This window comes from Serratia sp. NA_13 (genome assembly GCF_052691735.1).
Map to the genome: position 1 here is coordinate 422,691 of NZ_JBQZFV010000001.1, position 16,920 is coordinate 439,610.

Genomic DNA, 16,920 nt, shown 5'->3' on the forward strand with positions numbered 1-16,920 from the left:
GATAAAACCGGGCGGCTTCGCAATAAGCTCGCCCGGTTGGCTTTATTACTTCTCTGCAGTAACGGCGTTAACGGCCCCTGGAGTCAACTCACCATAAACCACCTGGCCACGAAAACCGCGACGTACCTGCTGGAACAGCTCGCGGAATGCCGGATAGTCCTGCGGCTGACAGAGTGCATCCTTGCCGCGAATGGCATTCATCTGCAGCCGATGGTTAACCACCACCTGGCGCTCGTCCAATTGCCATGTCACCCGGTATTCACCGGCGGCATTATTGAACTGCTGGTTCTTTGGAACCGCAATGATCGGCACGCCAGCGGGTAAATTCAGTCGATAGGTTTCGTCATAGCGCTGTGCGGTGCAATAGAACGGCGTTTCGTTGGTCGTTGCCGACGTCGTGGAGTAAAGGGTACGGAAAGATTTACCCCCTGGCGGCGTTGGCACCGTCATCCCGCCTACCACGCCAAAATCGACATAATCCTCGGCCTTGAAACGATAGCTGTAACCAAACTGCTTTTTGAGATCGAAAGGATCGCCGTGTAACGCAATTTCCCCACGGCCATCAATACCGGAGGAAGCCATAATGGTTTCTTCTACCCGCGCCTGGTTTTGTTGGTTGAGTTGGGAAAAATAGCCCCTCAGGTCAATCTCATCCACCTCACCCAGTTTGCGCTCCGTCTGCCCACGCATATTGCCCGCTTTGTCGAAAACAAAGTCCACGTTGAGTGACGTGTTATTGCGCAGTTCGTCATTATCCGGAGTACGCGCTAATTTCGCTTCGCGCGTGATCAGCACCGGCGCCCCGAGGTCAGCCCCCGGTAGTTGACCAAAACGGGCCCAGGGATTGGTGGAATCCAGATACAGCTTGAATTCCGGCACGTAGGTGATCGCGTGGTTGAAGCGCCCCAACAGCGGCACCGTTGGCAGAGTTGGCCCTTCATCCATGCCGATCAGCACCGGCGAACTGACGATGCCCTTGGCCGCCAACAATGCCTCCAGCAGCACTACGTGATCCTTGCAGTCCCCGTAATGGTTATCAAGGATGCTCTGTGCCGTATTGGGCTCCAGCCCGCCGTTGCCCAAATACACGGCAACGTAGCGAATATTTTGTGCCACCCAGCGGTAGATCGCCGCCGTCTGCTCACGACGATCGCTGATACCGCTGGTGATTTTGTCCGCCAGGGTTTGCACTGCCGGGGTGACTTTCGCCGCCTGGCTGGCCTTTAGTTGGTAGGCTTTGGCCAACTGTGGCCATTCGCGGTAGGTGCTGGCCATGATGGTTGGACTGAACGTCCAGCTGTTCGCCGACCAGTTCTGGGCCTTCAGCGGTTCGCTGCGCTGATAATGCCAACGCCAGTGTGCCTGACCATCACGCACCTGCGGTGCATTGCCACCTTCCACGCCACGGGTAAACACATGCATTGGCAAATCTGCCGGCGCCTGCAGGTTAACTTCCGCATCATCAAATTGATCGAATACGCTGAAGGTTTCCCACAGGCCGAAGTAGTCCGGGAAATACGGCGTGTTTTGCGTGCGACGCAGTTCATACACCACGCGCGAACCCGGTGCCAGGTTAGAGAAGACGATGACCCGCACCTTGCGATCGGCATACAAGGGAGCCGAGGCACTGGAATAACTTTCCTGGGTATAGATACGATCGGGGGCCACATCATGGCGCTGGCCATCGGCAGTCAGCGTATAGGCGGAGACTACCTCCAGCGTTTCCATTTTCTCGCTGTAACTCAGGCGAATTTGGCTGAATTTTTCGACTGCGGCTTTGGTTTTGAGCAGGACTTCGTAGCTCTCGGTTTTCACATTGCTGGCATTGGCCCGCACTTGATAATCGGCGCGATAACGCACAAAGCTAAAGTCATTACGGGCAGCGTTTTCTTGCGCGGTAGCCGTCGTGGCCTCTGCGGCCAGCAGCGTTGCCGGTTGCGCAGCAGTCAGGCCGGCAAGCAACAGTATTGAGGGAATAACAATTTTCATCTTCATTCCTTGAAGGTTTTTAAACCAGACGATGGCCTTAATCAGGCGAGGTTCACCGTCACAACGGGCGGGCACAGTAGTGTAAATGAGAAGCGCTTTCAATAAAATACCGATTCGCCTGACGGGATCCGAGGTATCATTCAGGGCAGCAAGTTTCAAAATACAAAGGCCACGTTTTAAAAGGAAGGTTATTTATGGAAAATATCATTATCGAAAAAGCGAAAAAAACCGATGCCGCAGAAATTGTAAGGCTCATCTCCCTGGCAGATAAAGATGCCGTACTGGCGCTTTCCGGTAAGGATGATATTAACGATGCCCTCCATCAGTATGAAATAAATTTCAGTCGTGATGACATCTACTTCAGTTACAGAAACATCTTTGTCGCCAGAAGCAACAGCGGGATTCTGGGTTGTATCCTCTACTTTCGCGGTGAAGATGAGTCTGGTTTTCAGGCCATAACCGAATCTCTGCCCGAGATGGAAAATGAGTCTGATCCGGATGAAATCTATATTGATTCTTTGTCGGTGTTACCGGAATGTCGGGGTAAGGGAATTGCGAAACGTTTGGTAAATCAGGTGACGCTTGAGGCCAGAAAACAGGGTTTCAAAAAGGTTGGCTTGCTGGCCGACAAGAGTAAACCCTATCTGGGCAGAATGTATCAAACGCTGGGGTTCAACGTGACGGCGGAAGTTAATCTGCTTAACGACCATTATCAAAAGATGACCTTTTACACCGAACCTCCGCTTGAGTGACCCAATGGCTCTTGCGCCCTAGCCTTGCTCTATCAGCATCACCGCCGTGGTATCCGCGGCCAGGGCTTCGAAAATGTGCTCCCGATCGGCGGAGTAGCTGATGTAATCCCCCGGACTCAACTCCACCGTCTGGTCTTTCGGCCCGACTAGCGCCTTGCCACTACTGATAATCACATGCTCAATGGTGCCCGGCATATGCGGACGCGAAATGCGGACTTCGCCGGGTTGCACGCTCAGGCGATAAATATCGCGCTGCGCTCCCGGCGGACAGGTTGCCAACAAGGTTGCGGCGTAGTTGGCCTGCTCGGAAACGGTGGTCACCCCTTCATTGGCGCGGATCACCTGAACATGCTGACGCGGCTGAGAAATTAACCGGCTGACCGGCACATCCAGCGCCATTGCCAACGCCCACAGCGTTTCCAGACTGGGGTTGCCGTTGCCGGTTTCCAGCTGTGAAAGCGTCGATTTTGCTATACCCGCCCGCCGCGCCAACTCGGTAACCGACAGCCCAAGTCGTTCGCGTTCGCGACGAATAGCGCTGGAAAGCAGGCCAATGGGGGTGACGTTACTGCTGGTATTATCGCTCATTGTTCACCATATCATCCGATTGTTCGACTTGACGAACGATTGCGGCATGTTCATCATAATGCTCAGTTGTTCATTTTAATGGTAACTGCCGACACCGGCAAGCATTGAGCACAAACGGGGAGAAGGTGAATGAAAGTGAAAACCAGCGGCGTATGGCAGATGACGCTCGCCATGATAATTTCCGGCACCGTAGGCTGGCCGGTGGTGATGCTGGGGCAACCGGCAACCACGGTGGTCTTTTGGCGTTGTGCCTTTGGCGCGCTGGCGATGCTGGTTGCCTGCGCTCTGCTCGGCCTGCTGAAAAAGGGCCGGTTAACCCGGCGACAGGCCGCAATAGCGGTACTGGGTGGGGTCGCGCTGGTGTTGAACTGGACGCTGCTATTCGCTGCCTATTCTTACGCCTCTATCGCCGTGGCAACGGTCACTTACCACGTGCAGCCCTTTATGTTAGTCGGACTGGGCATGTTGTTCTTTGGTGAAAAATTGACGGCGAATAAAATCGGATGGCTGTTGCTGGCCTTTGGTGGCATGCTGCTGATCATTACCGGCAAACCTAACGGCGGCGCTCCCGGTTCCCATTACTTTACCGGTGTGATGCTGGCGCTGGGCGCTGCTTTTATGTATGCGGTGGCGGCAGCAATCGTCAAACAGTTGAAAGGGGTGCCGCCGCATCTGATTGTGTTGATTCAGCTCACCGTTGGCGTGGTGCTGTTGGCCCCCTTCGCCGGGCTGGGTGCCCTGCCTTCAACGGCCAATGCCTGGCTGCTGCTGGCGACCCTTGGCCTGGTGCATACCGGGTTGATGTCCTCGCTGTTGTACAGCGCGATCCAGAAAATCCCGACCAGCCTGGTGGGTGCCTTGTCGTTTATCTATCCCTTGGTGGCAATTATCGTCGACTGGGCGGTGTTCAGCCACCGCCTGAGCCTGATGCAGCTGTTGGGCGCTGCGGCCATCTTGCTGGCGGCGGCGGGTATGAACTTTGGTTGGCGGCTGATGCGGGCAAAGAAAAAGTCCTGTCTGGCAGACGAGATCTAAACGCTTTAATGAGCTGTGCGTGACTCACTAAATCGGGGGCCTGCAATGACCCCCACTAATTTAGTAATCCTGTCTACTTAACAATCCTATCTATCTTCAGTTTCGCTGCGTATGCGGCTGACTTGCGCCCGCAGGTCAGGCCACGGCGCTTTTCCGGCGTAACGTTGCCGCAGGAAATCAAGCAACGCCGCAATCTGCCCATCGCTCAGGTTATGGCGGAATGCCGGCATATATCCCAGATTGATATTGGCCGGCCGCTGGATCCCGTCCAGCACCACCCGAATCGCATTGTCTGGCGTATCGGCAAACAGATTGGTGTTCAGCGCCAGTGAAGGCCTGACACCAGCCATTTGTGCCCCCTTTTCCTGAGCATGGCAAGCCATGCAGGCACCGGAGAAAATACGTGCCCCTTCGGTGGTTAACGGCTCCGTTTTTAATTCGGCCCAGTCGTTCAGCCGTTTAGCCTCTGCGGCCCTGGGTTGCTGCGGGTGATAGCTGCGAAGATAAGTAGCGATGGCCTGCAAGTCTTGCTCCGGCAGGCGTGACAGCCCCTCTTCAATTACCGGAGCCATCGGCCCTGCCGCTACGCCGTGATTCGCCGAATATCCGCTGCGCATAAAGTTGAGCAAATCCTGCCGGGTCCAATCCAGCGGTGCCGCAGAACTGCCTGTCAGCGACGGTGCCGTCCAGGCCTCCGCCACGCCGCCGGTCAAGTGCGCACTGCCGCCTTTTTCGCCAAACATCAAATTGCGCGGTGAGTGACAGGCGCTGCAATGACCGAGGCCTTCGGTAAGATAAGCTCCCCGGTTCCATTCGGCGCTTTGCTCAGGGTTGGTTTTCATCGCGCCCGGCTTCAGGAACAGCCAGTTCCAGGTCACTATGCCCTGGCGAATGTTAAACGGAAAACTCAATGCGGTAACGGGTGGCTGGTAGTTCACCGCCGGTTGTGACATCAGATAGGCGTATAACGCCTGCAGATCTTCGTCACTGGTACGGGTAAAGGCGGTATAGGGGAAGGCAGGATAGAGATAGCGCCCCTGGCGATCGACCCCATGACGCATTGCCCGTTCAAAAGCAGCATACGACCATTTGCCAATGCCGGTTTCGTTATCCGGCGTAATGTTGGTGGTGTAGATAGTTCCAAAGGGGATCTCCATCGCCAGTCCGCCGGTGTTGCGTTTACCGCCCGGCCGGGTATGGCAAACCGAACAGTCGCCGAGATCGGCCAGCATTTTGCCACGCGCAATCTGTTGCTGACTAAAAACGTGGCTCTCATTGGCGTCACGTGGCGCAATTTCCGGCTGCCAGCTGACTATGGCACCAGCGACCACTACGGCGATGACGGCCAGGCTGCCCCATCCGGCGGCTTTCTTTAATTTGCTCATAATGCCTTACCCCTGGTTGCTGCGTTGCCGGGAGCCTGCTGTTTTAACGCTTTCAGCACCTGCTCGGGAGTAAATGGCACTTCCCGAAGGCGCACCCCCAGCGCATCAAATAACGCATTGGCGATGGCAGCCGCACTCGGCACCGAAGCCGATTCTCCCGCCCCCATCGGCGGCTCATCCGGATAGTCCAGCAGTTGAACATCCACCTGCGGCAACTCGTCAAAACGCAGGATCGGGTAGCCGCCCCAGTCCAGCGACGTCACCGCCGAAGCGTCAAAGGTGACGAACTCTTTCAGCACCCGGCTGGCGGACTGCAGAATATTGCCATGCACCTGATGGCGCACTCCGGCCGGGTTGATGATGCGTCCGCAGTCATGGGCAACGAAGATTTTATCAAGCTTGATCTGGCCGCTGAGGCGATTGACGCTAAGGTCACACACCCAAGCCGCCCAGGCAGCGCCGAAACCGGGGAATTTGCTGTGGATGTAACGTGCATAGGCAAAGCCACGTCCACTGACCCACGCCTGCGTATCCGGTGCCGGGTTGCGATGCGAAGGACCCTCCAGCCAGTTAGCCTGTTTCTTCAGTGCATTGATTAACGCGACCGCGCGCGGGTCTTTCAGGTATTGCAGGCGGAAAGCGATCGGATCCTGCCCTGCATGCCATGCCAGTTCATCAATCCACGACTCGTGAGCGAACACGTTGGGCAGCGCCGAAACCCCGCGCATCCAAGAAGCCCGAACGATCGGCGCAGCATCCTGACAAATCACCCGCATATTCGGATATTCATACTGCGGAATGGCGGTTCTGTCGCCCATCTGCTGTACGTCGGCCCGATTGGCCACCTTGCCGGTCAATACCAGTGACAATGTCACGGCATTATTGGAGGGATAACTGGTTTTCAACTCATAGGCCGCCACCTGCCGGTGCTGATCCAGCCCACCGCGCACCCGTATCAACTGCCCGGTGCCCTTGGGCTCCCAGCCCGACTCCTGCTCGCGCATCAACTGCACCCTGACCGGTTTTCCGGTGGCCTGCGATAACAGCGCGGCATCTGCAGAGACGTCATCGGCGCAGTTGCGGCCATAACAGCCGGAGGCCTCCATACGGTTGATGTGCACCTGCTCCGGCTGCCAGTTGAGCAAATGGGCAATGTCTTTACGCAGGTCATGAGGGTTTTGCGTGCCCGACCAGATTTCTGCGTGTTCACTGGTGACATCGGCCACCGCGCAGGAAGGCCCGATGGAAGCATGCTGATGATAGGGCCAGACGTAATCGGCATTAACCTCGGTGTGCAACGACCCCAACGCGGCATCGAACCCGGCATCGTCACGCAGTACACGATCGGTTTTCGGGTTAGCCACCAACGCCGCATGCAGGCCATCCCCCGAGAGATCCGGCAGCCCGGACCATGGGCGCCACACGGTCTTCAATTGGCGCATGGCGTCGATCGCCTGCTCTTCACGCTCGGCCACGATGCCGATAAAATCGTTAATCACTACCAGTTTTACGATGCCTGGCAAATGCGCAATGGAAGCTTTGTCCACCGACAGCAGCCCATTGCCCAGAGGCGCACTGCTGTCGGCCCCGATATAAGGCGGCCGCACAACTCTGCCGTGCAGCATGCCCGGCAGGCGAAGATCGTGCACATAGGTCAGTTGGCCGGTAACCTTGGCCGGGATATCCACCCGTGGTACCGCTTTGCCGACGTAGTGACTCTCCGCCACGCTTTTCAGCCTGATCGTTTTATCCAGGGCCACCTGTAAGTTTTGTCCGCTGGCCAGATCGCCATAACTCAGGCTGACGTGAGGTTCATCCACCGCGAACACCCGACCATTTTCTGCACGCAGCCTGTCCAGCGGCAACGCGAATGCGCGAGCGGCCAACCCCAACAGCAATTGCCGCACCTGCGCCGCCGCCTGACGCAGCGGTATCGAGGTCACCTGAATGGTGGCGCTGGCGATGGTGGGGCCCTGATCCGGCGTGCGCTGGGTATCGCCCAGAATGACCGTAACATAGTCAAAAGGGACACTGATTTCATCGGCAACGATTTGCGCCAACGCCGTGCGAATGCCGGTACCGAGATCCACATGGCCGTTAAAGGCAGTAACCCGGCCGTCGGCGGTCAGGCCGATAAAGCTGTCCACGCGATCAAGCGGCAGGCTGCCCGGGGTGGCAGGCTCTGCGGCAAAGGTATTAAGCGAAACGGGCAACAGGCTGCTGACCATCACCACGCCGCCGGCCTGTAACAAACGGCGGCGGGTTATTTCCAGGTGACTCATGCCTGCCCCCTTTCAGCCAACAGCTGTCGGGCTTTGGCGGCGGCACGCAAAATCTCAATATGGGTGCCGCAGCGACACAGGTTATAGGCCAGTTCGCTTTTGATTTGTTGCTCATCAGCCTGCGGGTTGCGCTCAAACAGCGCCACCAGGGTCATGATCATGCCGTTGGTGCAATAACCGCACTGCGCGGCCTGTTCATCGATAAACCCCTGTTGAACCGGATGCAGTTGTCCTGCTTCGCTGAGGCCTTCCAGCGTGGTAATGGATTTATTGAGCGTACCACTCAGAGGGATGGAACAAGAACGGGCAGCAACGCCATCGATCAGCACCGTACAGGCACCGCACTCCCCCAGACCACAGCCGTATTTGGGACCGTTTAGGCCAAGATCGTTGCGTAACACGTAGAGTAAAGGCGTCTCGGGCGAGACGTCGTCAAGGGCGACCATCCGGCCGTTTATTTTGATTTCCATGGTGAAATATATCCTTAGCCAAACGGATTTCTCCGTAATATCACTGCGATGAATAATTCAAAGCATACTAATTATAATCATTGAAAGACTTAGCAATGTTAAGGTGATGTAGCACAAATTGCTTTACCGAAAAGTGTGTATTTATTATTAAATTCTGATAGATGTCCGTAATCGTATTCACCAATCCGAATACGAAAGTTTTACCTTTCGTTCCGGCATGTTACGGCTTGCTGTTACCGCATTTTCCCCGTCTAGCACACTACGGATAAGCACGAGGCAACGATAAGTTATGGTAGACAGTATCGAGCAGAGAGTTTATGAGCTTGTGCGGCCTTATGCTGGCACATATCTGTTTAACTTAAAGAAGGTGGAGTTAACGCCTGAAACTGACCTGGATACTGATCTGAGCATTGATGAGCTTGAAGTTGAAGATCTGATGAATGACTTTTTCGAAAAATTCAATGTTGGACGGGGTAATTTCAAGATTGAAACTTACTATCCTGCCGAACCTTTCTCATGGAATCCATTCAAAAAATCCCCGCCTATACCTGTACCTGATTTCACTATCAGTATGCTGATCGAATCAGCAAAAGTCCGGCGCTGGTTATATGACTAAACATAAGCAAGGAGCTTTTCAAATGGCACTTCCCGGGCAAATGTGCACAAAACCCCAATAACAACGAAAACCACAAGCGGGCAACGGTAAAATTTGCTATGTTTACCTGCTCTGCTTAAGGTCTGTTGTTACTCGCCGGATAGGTCTATGTTTACCCATAAAGCCATTGCCGAACTCAATTCGCTGGAGTTGATGATTTATAACTACGTCATCAAAAACAAAAACGCGGTGATGTATATGACCATCCGCGAGCTGGCCGAGGCCGCCGGGGTGTCCACTACTACCGTGCTGCGTTTTTGCAAGAAAATGGGCTGCGCGGGTTATTCCGAATTCCGTATTCGCTTTAAGTTATATCTAGAGCAAAATGAAGCGCCGCCGGTAGATTTTGGCACCAACGAAATAATCAGTTTCTTTAAGAGCATTAACAACGACGAATTTAATCTGCTGATTGACCAGGCGGTGCAGCATATTGCCGCCGCCGAACGCATTATTTTCGTCGGTGTCAGCACTTCAGGAACCTTAGGTAAATATGGCGCACGTTTCTTTTCCAACGTGGGGAAATTCAGCACCCATATTGATGATCCTTATTATCCAATCAATAGCGACATGTATAAAAGCGCGGTGGCGATTATACTTTCGGTTTCCGGTGAGACCGAAGAGATCTTGCGCCTCGCCAGCCAGTTCAGCCTGCACCACTGCAAAATCGTCAGCATCACCAACAACGAAACCTCGTCGCTGGCGCGTATGGCAGACTTTAACCTCTCCTATCACGTTCCTCCACAACTGATCGCCGGGCAACATAATATCACCACCCAGATCCCGGTTATTTACATTATCGAAACCATCGGCAAGCGGTTGGGCCATATTAACGCCGCCAAATAAAACAGGCTGTTTTTTCAATGTGACAAGTTACCTGAGCCCTATTTTGTTATATCGTGACATTCACTTCCGGCTTGCTAATATCTTCTCATTACCTTTCATTAATAAGCGAATGAGAAACCAACGATGAAACAGCAACAGTTACCGAAAGATTTTCTGTGGGGTGGCGCGGTTGCCGCACACCAGGTTGAAGGCGGCTGGGATCAGGGCGGCAAAGGTCCAAGCATTGCTGACGTGCTGTCTGGTGGCGCGCACGGCGTGGATCGCGTAATGACCGATGGCGTACTGGAGGGTTATCGCTATCCTAACCATGAGGCCGTGGATTTCTATGGTCGCTACAAGCAGGATATCGCGTTGTTCGCCGAGATGGGCTTCAAATGCTTCCGTACCTCTATTGCCTGGACGCGCATCTTCCCTAATGGTGATGAACTTGAGCCAAACGAAGCCGGTCTGCAATTCTATGACGATCTGTTCGATGAACTGCTGAAATACAATATCCAGCCGGTGATCACCCTTTCCCACTTTGAAATGCCTTATCACCTGGTGAAAGAGTATGGCGGCTGGAAAAACCGTCAGGTGGTCGATTTCTTTGTGCGTTTCAGTGAAGTGGTAATGCGCCGTTATCAGCACAAAGTTAAATACTGGATGACCTTTAACGAGATCAACAACCAGAGCAACTATCAATATCCGCTGTTCGGCTACTGCTGCTCCGGCGTGGTCTATAGCGAAGAACAAAACCCGGAACAAACGCTGTATCAGGTATTGCACCATCAGTTTGTCGCCAGCGCCCAGGTGGTGAAACTGGGCCACCAGATTAACGCGGAGTTCAAAATCGGCTGCATGCTGGCCTGCGTGCCCTTCTACCCGTTCTCCTGCAAGCCGGACGACGTGATGTACAGCGTCGAAGCCATGCACCAGCGTTATCTCTACACCGACGTTCAGGTGCGCGGTTACTATCCGTCGTACCTGCTGCGTGACTGGCAGCGCAAAGGCTTCCAGATTGAAATGCAGCCACAGGACGAGCAAACCCTGCGTGAAGGCTGCGCGGATTACATCGGTTTCAGCTACTACATGAGTAATGCCCTGCAGGCCGATGCGGTGAGCAGCAGCGACCCGATGTTCGGTTTCCCCGGCAATGTGCCTAACCCGCATGTTAAAGCCTCCGACTGGGGTTGGCAGATTGACCCGGTTGGCCTGCGTTATTCGTTAAACGTGCTGTACGAGCGCTATCAGAAACCGCTGTTTATCGTTGAAAATGGCTTTGGTGCCTTCGACCAGGTAGAGGCCGACGGTCAAATTAACGATGACTACCGCATCGATTACCTGAGTGCGCATATCGAACAGATGAAAAAAGCGGTGATCGAAGACGGCGTGGATCTGATCGGCTACACCCCATGGGGCTGTATCGACTGTGTTTCCTTCACCACCGGTGAATACGGCAAGCGCTATGGCTTTATCTACGTCGACAAACACGACGACGGCACCGGCACGCTGGAGCGTTCACGCAAGAAGAGCTTCGACTGGTACCGCGTCGTGATCGCCAGCAACGGCGAACAGCTTTAATCATCTGCCCAATAATCCATTATGAGCCACATCCTTGTGGCTCATTTTTATCCAGATAGCCTCCCATTACATAACCTAAGGTTATGTAAAGTTCGGTAACAAAGCTGCGCGTGCCGACCACGTTTTTCTGGAATATGCGGCCCTTTTCTCTTGCCGGCTCTCCAGTTCGTTCCAGATGCGAGCGTCAGACCATTGATCGACATCTTCCGCCGGATCGCACTGGAAATACATCCGCTGAACGCCAGGTGAACAGATGCTGATCAGCGCCAATCCTCGCGGGTGGCGGGCGTAGAGCAGAATAATCAGTTTTTGGTAACCGCATATCGGGCGATCGTTGATCAGCGTTCGAACATCAATTTCGTTTGAAGCCACAATTTTTCCTTGGTACAGACGCCAATAAATGCAAATGTTCGATAATCGAACCGATATTAAATATTCTGGCGTCTACTGTCAGAACTCCCGTGCGGCTCGGCAAAGGAGATTATTGATAACCTGACGCGGATTGTATTACCGGGTCACCCCAGTTACTCTTAACTGGTGTTCCTCCAAGATAAGTGACTGATGTTTTGAACAATGATGATATCCCCGTGACAAAACGCAAAAATGACCCCGTTGGTCTGAAACAGCGCATTTTCGCTGCGGCTCTGGCCGAGTTCGCCGAGGCCGGTTTGAAAGGTGCCCGCATGGAAAACATTGCCGAGCACGCGGCTACCACCAAACGCATGGTGGTTTATCATTTCAAGACCAAGGAATCACTGTATCTGGAGGTGCTGGAACACGTGTATCAGCATATCCGTGCACACGAAACCGGGTTGGATCTACAAGCATTACCCCCCATAGCCGCCATGACTCGTTTAGTAGAAGAAAGCTTCAACTACCATGCGGAGCACCCCGATTTTATCCGGGTGATCTGCATGGAAAACATGATGCGTGGCCAGTATATCCGCCAGTCATCACGCATTAAGGCGCTGAATCAAATTGCCTTAACCCTGCTGGAAGATATATTGCTGCGCGGCAAGCAAGAAAAACTGTTCACCCCGGATGCCAGCGCCGCCGACGTGCATCGCTTGATCAGCAGCCTGTGTTTCCACTACGTTGCCAACCAGTACACCTTTAATACCCTGTTTGAAAGTCATGAAACACCGCAAGAACAGGTTCGCCATATTCGTCAGTTGGCCGTCGCGGCGACTCTGCGCTATCTGGCACTGTAAACACGGCTTTTCGGGAGATTGAGATGACCAAGACCTCAGTTGGTGAAGAGAAGACTGCACCTGATAGTTTCGTGTCCGCCGCCAGCGGCGATCCCTTTAAGGGCGTCCCCAATTTTATGGCCTCGCTGGCCCAGGGCCTTGAGGTGATCCAGGCTTTTACTCCGCAGCGTCGTCTGATGTCGATTTCACAAATCAGCCAGAAAACCGGCATTCCACGCGCTGCGGTGCGTCGTTGCCTGTATACCCTGAAAAAACTGGGGTTTGTTTACGCACAGGGCGGCAAAACTTTGAACTGCGCCCGCGGATCCTGACGCTGGCGCATACCTATCTCGGTGCCACGCCGCTGGCTAAAGCCACCCAGCCGGTGCTGAAGCACATCAGCCAGCTGTTGAATGAGTCCTGCTCTATCGCCACGCTGGACGGCGACAATATTTTGTATATTGCCCATGCCTCTGCCGAACGCACCCTGCCGATCCTGCTCGAAGGCGCGCAGGAGCTTTCGCTGTTAACCCATTAGACCGACTGACGCGCGCTGGCCAGGTACTTGGCCATTTCCGCCTCCGGCACCATGCCGCCACCGGTCGCCCACACCAGGTGGGTGGCATTGTTCATCTGTTGTGCATTCAGCCCCTGGCTCGCCAGCCACTCAGTGTCAGCCGTTACGCGCCACGGCCCCGGCATACCCGCCAAGGCGGATGGTTCAAGCTGAATATGCTCATGGCTGTCCAACAGCCCCAACAGTGCAAACATCTCGCGGTCGCTAAGGGTATAAAAACCGGAGAGCAGACGCTCCATAGCACGGCCGACAAAACCGGATGCGCGCCCAACCGCTAGCCCGTCCGCCGCGGTTTGGTTATCAATGCCCAGATCCTGTACCGAGATACCATCGTGCAGGCCGGTATGCACGCCAAGCAGCATGCAAGGCGAATGCGTCGGTTCAGCAAAGATACAGTGTACGTGGTCGCCAAAGGCCAGTTTCAGCCCAAAGGCCACGCCACCCGGGCCACCGCCAACGCCACAAGGCAAATAAACAAACAACGGGTGCTGAGCATCAACCTGAACACCACTTTCGGCAAACTGACGCTTCAGGCGGCCACCGGCCACGGCATAGCCCAGAAACAGCGTCTGGGAGTTCTCGTCATCGATAAAGAAACAGCGCGGATCGCTCGCCGCCTGCAAACGGCCCTGTTCAACGGCAACGCCATAGTCCTGTTCGTACTCCACCACGTTGACGCCATTGTCACGCAGCTTCTGTTTTTTCCATTCACGGGCATCTGCTGACATATGCACGCTGACGCTAAACCCCAGCCGGGCGCTGATGATGCCAATCGACATTCCCAGATTACCCGTCGAACCGACGGCAATGCGGTATCCGCCAAAGAATTCGCGAAATTCCGCCGAGAACAGCTTGGCATAATCGTCAGTCAACTGCAGCAGCCCGGCTGCCAGCGCCAGTTTTTCCGCATGCGCCAGCACTTCGTAGATACCGCCACGGGCCTTGATCGAGCCGGAAATTGGCAGATGGCTGTCCTTTTTCAACAACAAACGACCGGCTAGCGGCAAGCCGTAACGTTGGTCGAGCGCAGTTTGCATGGCGGACATCGCGACCACGGCGGATTCAATCACGCCATTTGCGGCTCGGGTTTCCGGGAAGGCGGCACTCAGATAAGGGGCGAAACGCGCCAAACGCTGTTCTGCGTCGGCCACGTCTGCGGCGTCCAGCCCAACAAACGGCAGGCCTACCTGTAAACTGGTCGCTCGTGGGTTGAACCAGGTTACCGGTTTTAGTTCGATCAGTTCCTGCACCAGCGGGAATTGCTTAACCAACTGCTGAATCTGTGTCTTTTCCATGGTTGTTCTCTGCGCTGCATAAGGTTATGCCCTAGGGTGCAGCGATTTTCCCAGGCTGACAAATGATAAAATTTGAGCCTTGCATGAGCAGGATTGATGCAAAAAGATGATTTACTTCAATTTGTCACATACATTAACGCCTTGAGTGATACTGCGTCACCCTAAGCGCCCCGCAGCCAGGAAGAAACTGCGGGGCATCAACCCGGGTAATCTTATCCGCGTGCCGCCGCCTCCAGGCCGGCGATATCCAATTTGACCATCTGCAGCATTGCTTCGGTGACTCTGCGCACCTTCGCATTGTCGGGATCACTCATCAGCTCGGCCAACCGCTTGGGAACTATCTGCCAGCTCAGCCCCCAGCGATCGCGCAGCCAGCCGCATTGCTCAACTTGGCCACCGTCACTCAGCGCTTGCCAAAGCCGGTCTACCTCTGTCTGATCGGCACATTCGACCATAATGGAAAAACTGTGATTGAAGGGATCCAACGGGCCGGCCTCAATCGCGGCATAGCGCTGGTCGCCAAGGGTAAAAGATGCCAGTTTTACGCTGCCGGCTGGGCCGCTGGGAGTATCGGCCGGCAAGGTGGATTGCCAGGTCAGAGAAGAGCCGGGAATCAAGGCGATATAGCAACGCAGCGCCGCTTCCATATCCTTCTCAAACCACAGGTGTTGGGTGATGTTCACGATATCCCTCCGCTATTGGTCCAGAATAGGTTCAAAGCCGCCGAAGATCATACGTTTGCCGTCAAACGGCATTTGATCGCCGAGCGCTTTCATGCGCGGGTCGGCCATCATCTTCTGGTTGGCGTCATCGCGAACCTCTTTTGACGGATATTCAATCCAACTGAACACCACTACTTCGCCGGCTTCAGCCTTAACCGCACCGCGAAAGTCGGTGAGTTTTCCGTCGGGAACATCATTGCCCCAACATTCGACGACCCGCGTAGCCCCAAACTCTTTAAACAGTGGTGCAGCTGCGGCGGCCAGTTTTTGATACGCCTCCTTATTGGCGGCCGGAACCGCCACGACAAAACCATCAACATATTTCATCGGAGTTTCCTCTTGTCGATTAGACAGTCGGGTTGGCACTGGCGGAACTGCCTGTGCCCTCTTCCATTTTAGACCCCATTAGCAGGGTCAACCATTAACGAGGGCGGCCGGGTTTTAGATTTCGGGGGAATGATGCGGCAGGAATTCTGGCGTAGCGACACGGTTACGGCCGCAGCCAGGCTGATATTATTGCTACTTTTTGTGGGCCTGACATCCGTTATGGGGTTATCTGTAAGCAAATTAAAGACACCCAGGAGTGTTCACAGGGTGTCGAGAGGTCAACTGTCATGCCAGAGTGAACCAGCAGGAAAGACAGTTACAATCGTTGTCTGCGGCGTGCCGCTATTTCAGTTTCAGCATCTTCCCGAGCAAAATATCGGTTGATTCGAGCATATCCGTATCGATACCTGCGGAGGGCGTAAAGGTTAATTCGCCGAAAATGGGTTTGCCGTTGGTAATATAGAAATCAACACGGACAAATTCAAAAGGTGAAGATAATTTACTGGCGTACTCGAAGAGAGCATCATAACCCTCAGGTTTCACAAAAGCATTTATCTCCTGCTGACTAAGTGCTAAACAATCCTGGCTGTAGCAAAGAAACTTGAAGTCTTTATCAAAAAAGTAATATTTCGGCATACCTGTCTCTCTGCCAACACAAAGTAATGTGCAGTAAGGGACGCCATGAAAACAGTATATTTTATAATCATCAGGGCCATGCCCACTGGATGACTCTATAAATTTTTCACCTATTATTTTTTTATTTATCTGCTTATAGTTCAGCTCTGCATAGACCTTCCAGTAGTCCTCTTTCATCCAGTTATCAATGGTTTTAGTGGCGTGGGTAACGTCCAGAGACATTTTATCCTGACAAATCAGGTTGTAACCTGAACCATGGTTACCCTTAATCACAAACTTATCTGGCAAGGAACCCCAAGGGATCTCAGCGACTGAATCGCATACGAAGTAAAGTTCATTGAGAATTTCCTCACACCCTTTCGCTTTCAAATACTCTCTGACTGCGTATTTATCCGCACATTGCGTAACCAGCGTATTGTTGCTGTAATCGTTAAGTTTTAGATAGTTTATCTTTTCGTTCCAGGTCACTGGCGGGTTAAGATTTATTCTTTTACCAAACGCTTTTTTATATATTAACCTGGTTTTAAAAGTCGGTGTGAATGTAGCCAATTGGTTCATGATAAATTTATTAATATTCTTTTTCATACAACCTGTCTCATAACTTGAAAAAAGTA

General features: G+C 53.6%; 16 protein-coding genes and 1 pseudogene. 7 read left to right on the forward strand and 10 right to left on the reverse strand.

What is annotated here, in order from left to right:
• Positions 1 to 45: 45 nt before the first annotated feature.
• Positions 46 to 1,989, reverse strand: coding sequence for a DUF3857 domain-containing protein (locus ACUTSU_RS01940; RefSeq protein ID WP_445653712.1), 1,944 nt, complete (start codon positions 1,987 to 1,989; stop codon positions 46 to 48).
• A 194-nt stretch (positions 1,990 to 2,183) separates the two neighbouring features.
• On the opposite strand from ACUTSU_RS01940, the gene ACUTSU_RS01945 reads away from it, so the two are divergent.
• On the forward strand, positions 2,184 to 2,741 hold the full coding sequence (locus tag ACUTSU_RS01945) for a GNAT family N-acetyltransferase (protein ID WP_445653713.1): 558 nt from the start codon (positions 2,184 to 2,186) through the stop codon (positions 2,739 to 2,741).
• An 18-nt stretch (positions 2,742 to 2,759) separates the two neighbouring features.
• On the opposite strand, the gene ACUTSU_RS01950 is transcribed toward ACUTSU_RS01945, so the two are convergent.
• Complete coding sequence (locus tag ACUTSU_RS01950) at positions 2,760 to 3,329, reverse strand: helix-turn-helix domain-containing protein (protein WP_445653714.1); 570 nt, start codon at positions 3,327 to 3,329, stop codon at positions 2,760 to 2,762.
• A gap of 129 nt (positions 3,330 to 3,458) precedes the next feature.
• On the opposite strand from ACUTSU_RS01950, the gene ACUTSU_RS01955 reads away from it, so the two are divergent.
• Complete coding sequence (locus ACUTSU_RS01955) at positions 3,459 to 4,364, forward strand: DMT family transporter (RefSeq protein WP_445651571.1); 906 nt, start codon at positions 3,459 to 3,461, stop codon at positions 4,362 to 4,364.
• A gap of 86 nt (positions 4,365 to 4,450) precedes the next feature.
• Here ACUTSU_RS01955 and ACUTSU_RS01960 read toward each other — a convergent pair whose 3' ends face one another.
• Genes ACUTSU_RS01960 through ACUTSU_RS01970 form a run of 3 tightly spaced genes read right to left on the reverse strand, consistent with a single transcriptional unit; the run spans position 4,451 to position 8,501 of the window.
• Complete coding sequence (locus ACUTSU_RS01960) at positions 4,451 to 5,749, reverse strand: c-type cytochrome (protein ID WP_445653715.1); 1,299 nt, start codon at positions 5,747 to 5,749, stop codon at positions 4,451 to 4,453.
• Positions 5,746 to 8,031 carry a molybdopterin cofactor-binding domain-containing protein gene (locus tag ACUTSU_RS01965; RefSeq protein ID WP_445653716.1) on the reverse strand — a complete coding sequence of 762 codons (2,286 nt, stop codon included), beginning with the start codon at positions 8,029 to 8,031 and terminating at the stop codon, positions 5,746 to 5,748. The genes ACUTSU_RS01960 and ACUTSU_RS01965 overlap by 4 nt, the downstream gene beginning before the upstream one ends.
• The gene (locus tag ACUTSU_RS01970; protein WP_445651574.1) at positions 8,028 to 8,501 is read right to left on the reverse strand and encodes a (2Fe-2S)-binding protein; all 474 of its coding nucleotides are present in this window, start codon (positions 8,499 to 8,501) and stop codon (positions 8,028 to 8,030) included. Before ACUTSU_RS01970 ends, ACUTSU_RS01965 begins: the two co-directional genes overlap by 4 nt.
• Positions 8,502 to 8,790: 289 nt before the next feature.
• Here ACUTSU_RS01970 and ACUTSU_RS01975 point away from each other — a divergent pair, with 289 nt between their 5' ends.
• The 3 genes from ACUTSU_RS01975 (at position 8,791) to ACUTSU_RS01985 (ending at position 11,559) form a co-directional block, all read left to right on the forward strand.
• Entirely contained in the window at positions 8,791 to 9,117 is a 327-nt protein-coding gene (locus ACUTSU_RS01975) for a DUF1493 family protein (protein WP_445651575.1), read from the forward strand.
• A gap of 147 nt (positions 9,118 to 9,264) precedes the next feature.
• On the forward strand, positions 9,265 to 9,999 hold the full coding sequence (locus tag ACUTSU_RS01980) for a MurR/RpiR family transcriptional regulator (protein ID WP_445653717.1): 735 nt from the start codon (positions 9,265 to 9,267) through the stop codon (positions 9,997 to 9,999).
• 123 nt (positions 10,000 to 10,122) lie between these two features.
• Positions 10,123 to 11,559 carry a 6-phospho-beta-glucosidase gene (locus ACUTSU_RS01985; protein ID WP_445651577.1) on the forward strand — a complete coding sequence of 479 codons (1,437 nt, stop codon included), beginning with the start codon at positions 10,123 to 10,125 and terminating at the stop codon, positions 11,557 to 11,559.
• A gap of 81 nt (positions 11,560 to 11,640) precedes the next feature.
• Here ACUTSU_RS01985 and ACUTSU_RS01990 read toward each other — a convergent pair whose 3' ends face one another.
• Positions 11,641 to 11,931 carry an FAD-dependent monooxygenase gene (locus ACUTSU_RS01990; protein WP_445653718.1) on the reverse strand — a complete coding sequence of 97 codons (291 nt, stop codon included), beginning with the start codon at positions 11,929 to 11,931 and terminating at the stop codon, positions 11,641 to 11,643.
• Between the two features lie 194 nt (positions 11,932 to 12,125).
• Between ACUTSU_RS01990 and ACUTSU_RS01995 the strand changes: the two genes are divergently transcribed.
• Positions 12,126 to 12,770, forward strand: a complete 645-nt coding sequence (locus ACUTSU_RS01995) for a TetR family transcriptional regulator (RefSeq protein WP_445651685.1) — start codon at positions 12,126 to 12,128, stop codon at positions 12,768 to 12,770.
• A gap of 23 nt (positions 12,771 to 12,793) precedes the next feature.
• Positions 12,794 to 13,254 (forward strand): annotated as a pseudogene (locus tag ACUTSU_RS02000) (helix-turn-helix domain-containing protein); the annotation flags it as partial.
• Between the two features lie 29 nt (positions 13,255 to 13,283).
• On the opposite strand, the gene ACUTSU_RS02005 reads toward ACUTSU_RS02000, so the two are convergent.
• The 4 genes from ACUTSU_RS02005 to ACUTSU_RS02020 form a co-directional block, all read right to left on the reverse strand.
• Positions 13,284 to 14,621 carry a D-serine ammonia-lyase gene (locus ACUTSU_RS02005; RefSeq protein WP_445653719.1) on the reverse strand — a complete coding sequence of 446 codons (1,338 nt, stop codon included), beginning with the start codon at positions 14,619 to 14,621 and terminating at the stop codon, positions 13,284 to 13,286.
• Positions 14,622 to 14,833: 212 nt separating this feature from the next.
• On the reverse strand, positions 14,834 to 15,304 hold the full coding sequence (locus ACUTSU_RS02010) for a VOC family protein (RefSeq protein WP_445651580.1): 471 nt from the start codon (positions 15,302 to 15,304) through the stop codon (positions 14,834 to 14,836).
• 12 nt (positions 15,305 to 15,316) lie between these two features.
• Positions 15,317 to 15,670 carry a DUF1428 domain-containing protein gene (locus ACUTSU_RS02015; RefSeq protein WP_445651581.1) on the reverse strand — a complete coding sequence of 118 codons (354 nt, stop codon included), beginning with the start codon at positions 15,668 to 15,670 and terminating at the stop codon, positions 15,317 to 15,319.
• Between the two features lie 342 nt (positions 15,671 to 16,012).
• A complete protein-coding gene (locus ACUTSU_RS02020; RefSeq protein ID WP_445653720.1) occupies positions 16,013 to 16,891 on the reverse strand; it encodes an ATP-grasp fold amidoligase family protein in 879 nt (292 codons plus the stop codon).
• Between the last annotated feature and the right edge of the window lie 29 nt (positions 16,892 to 16,920).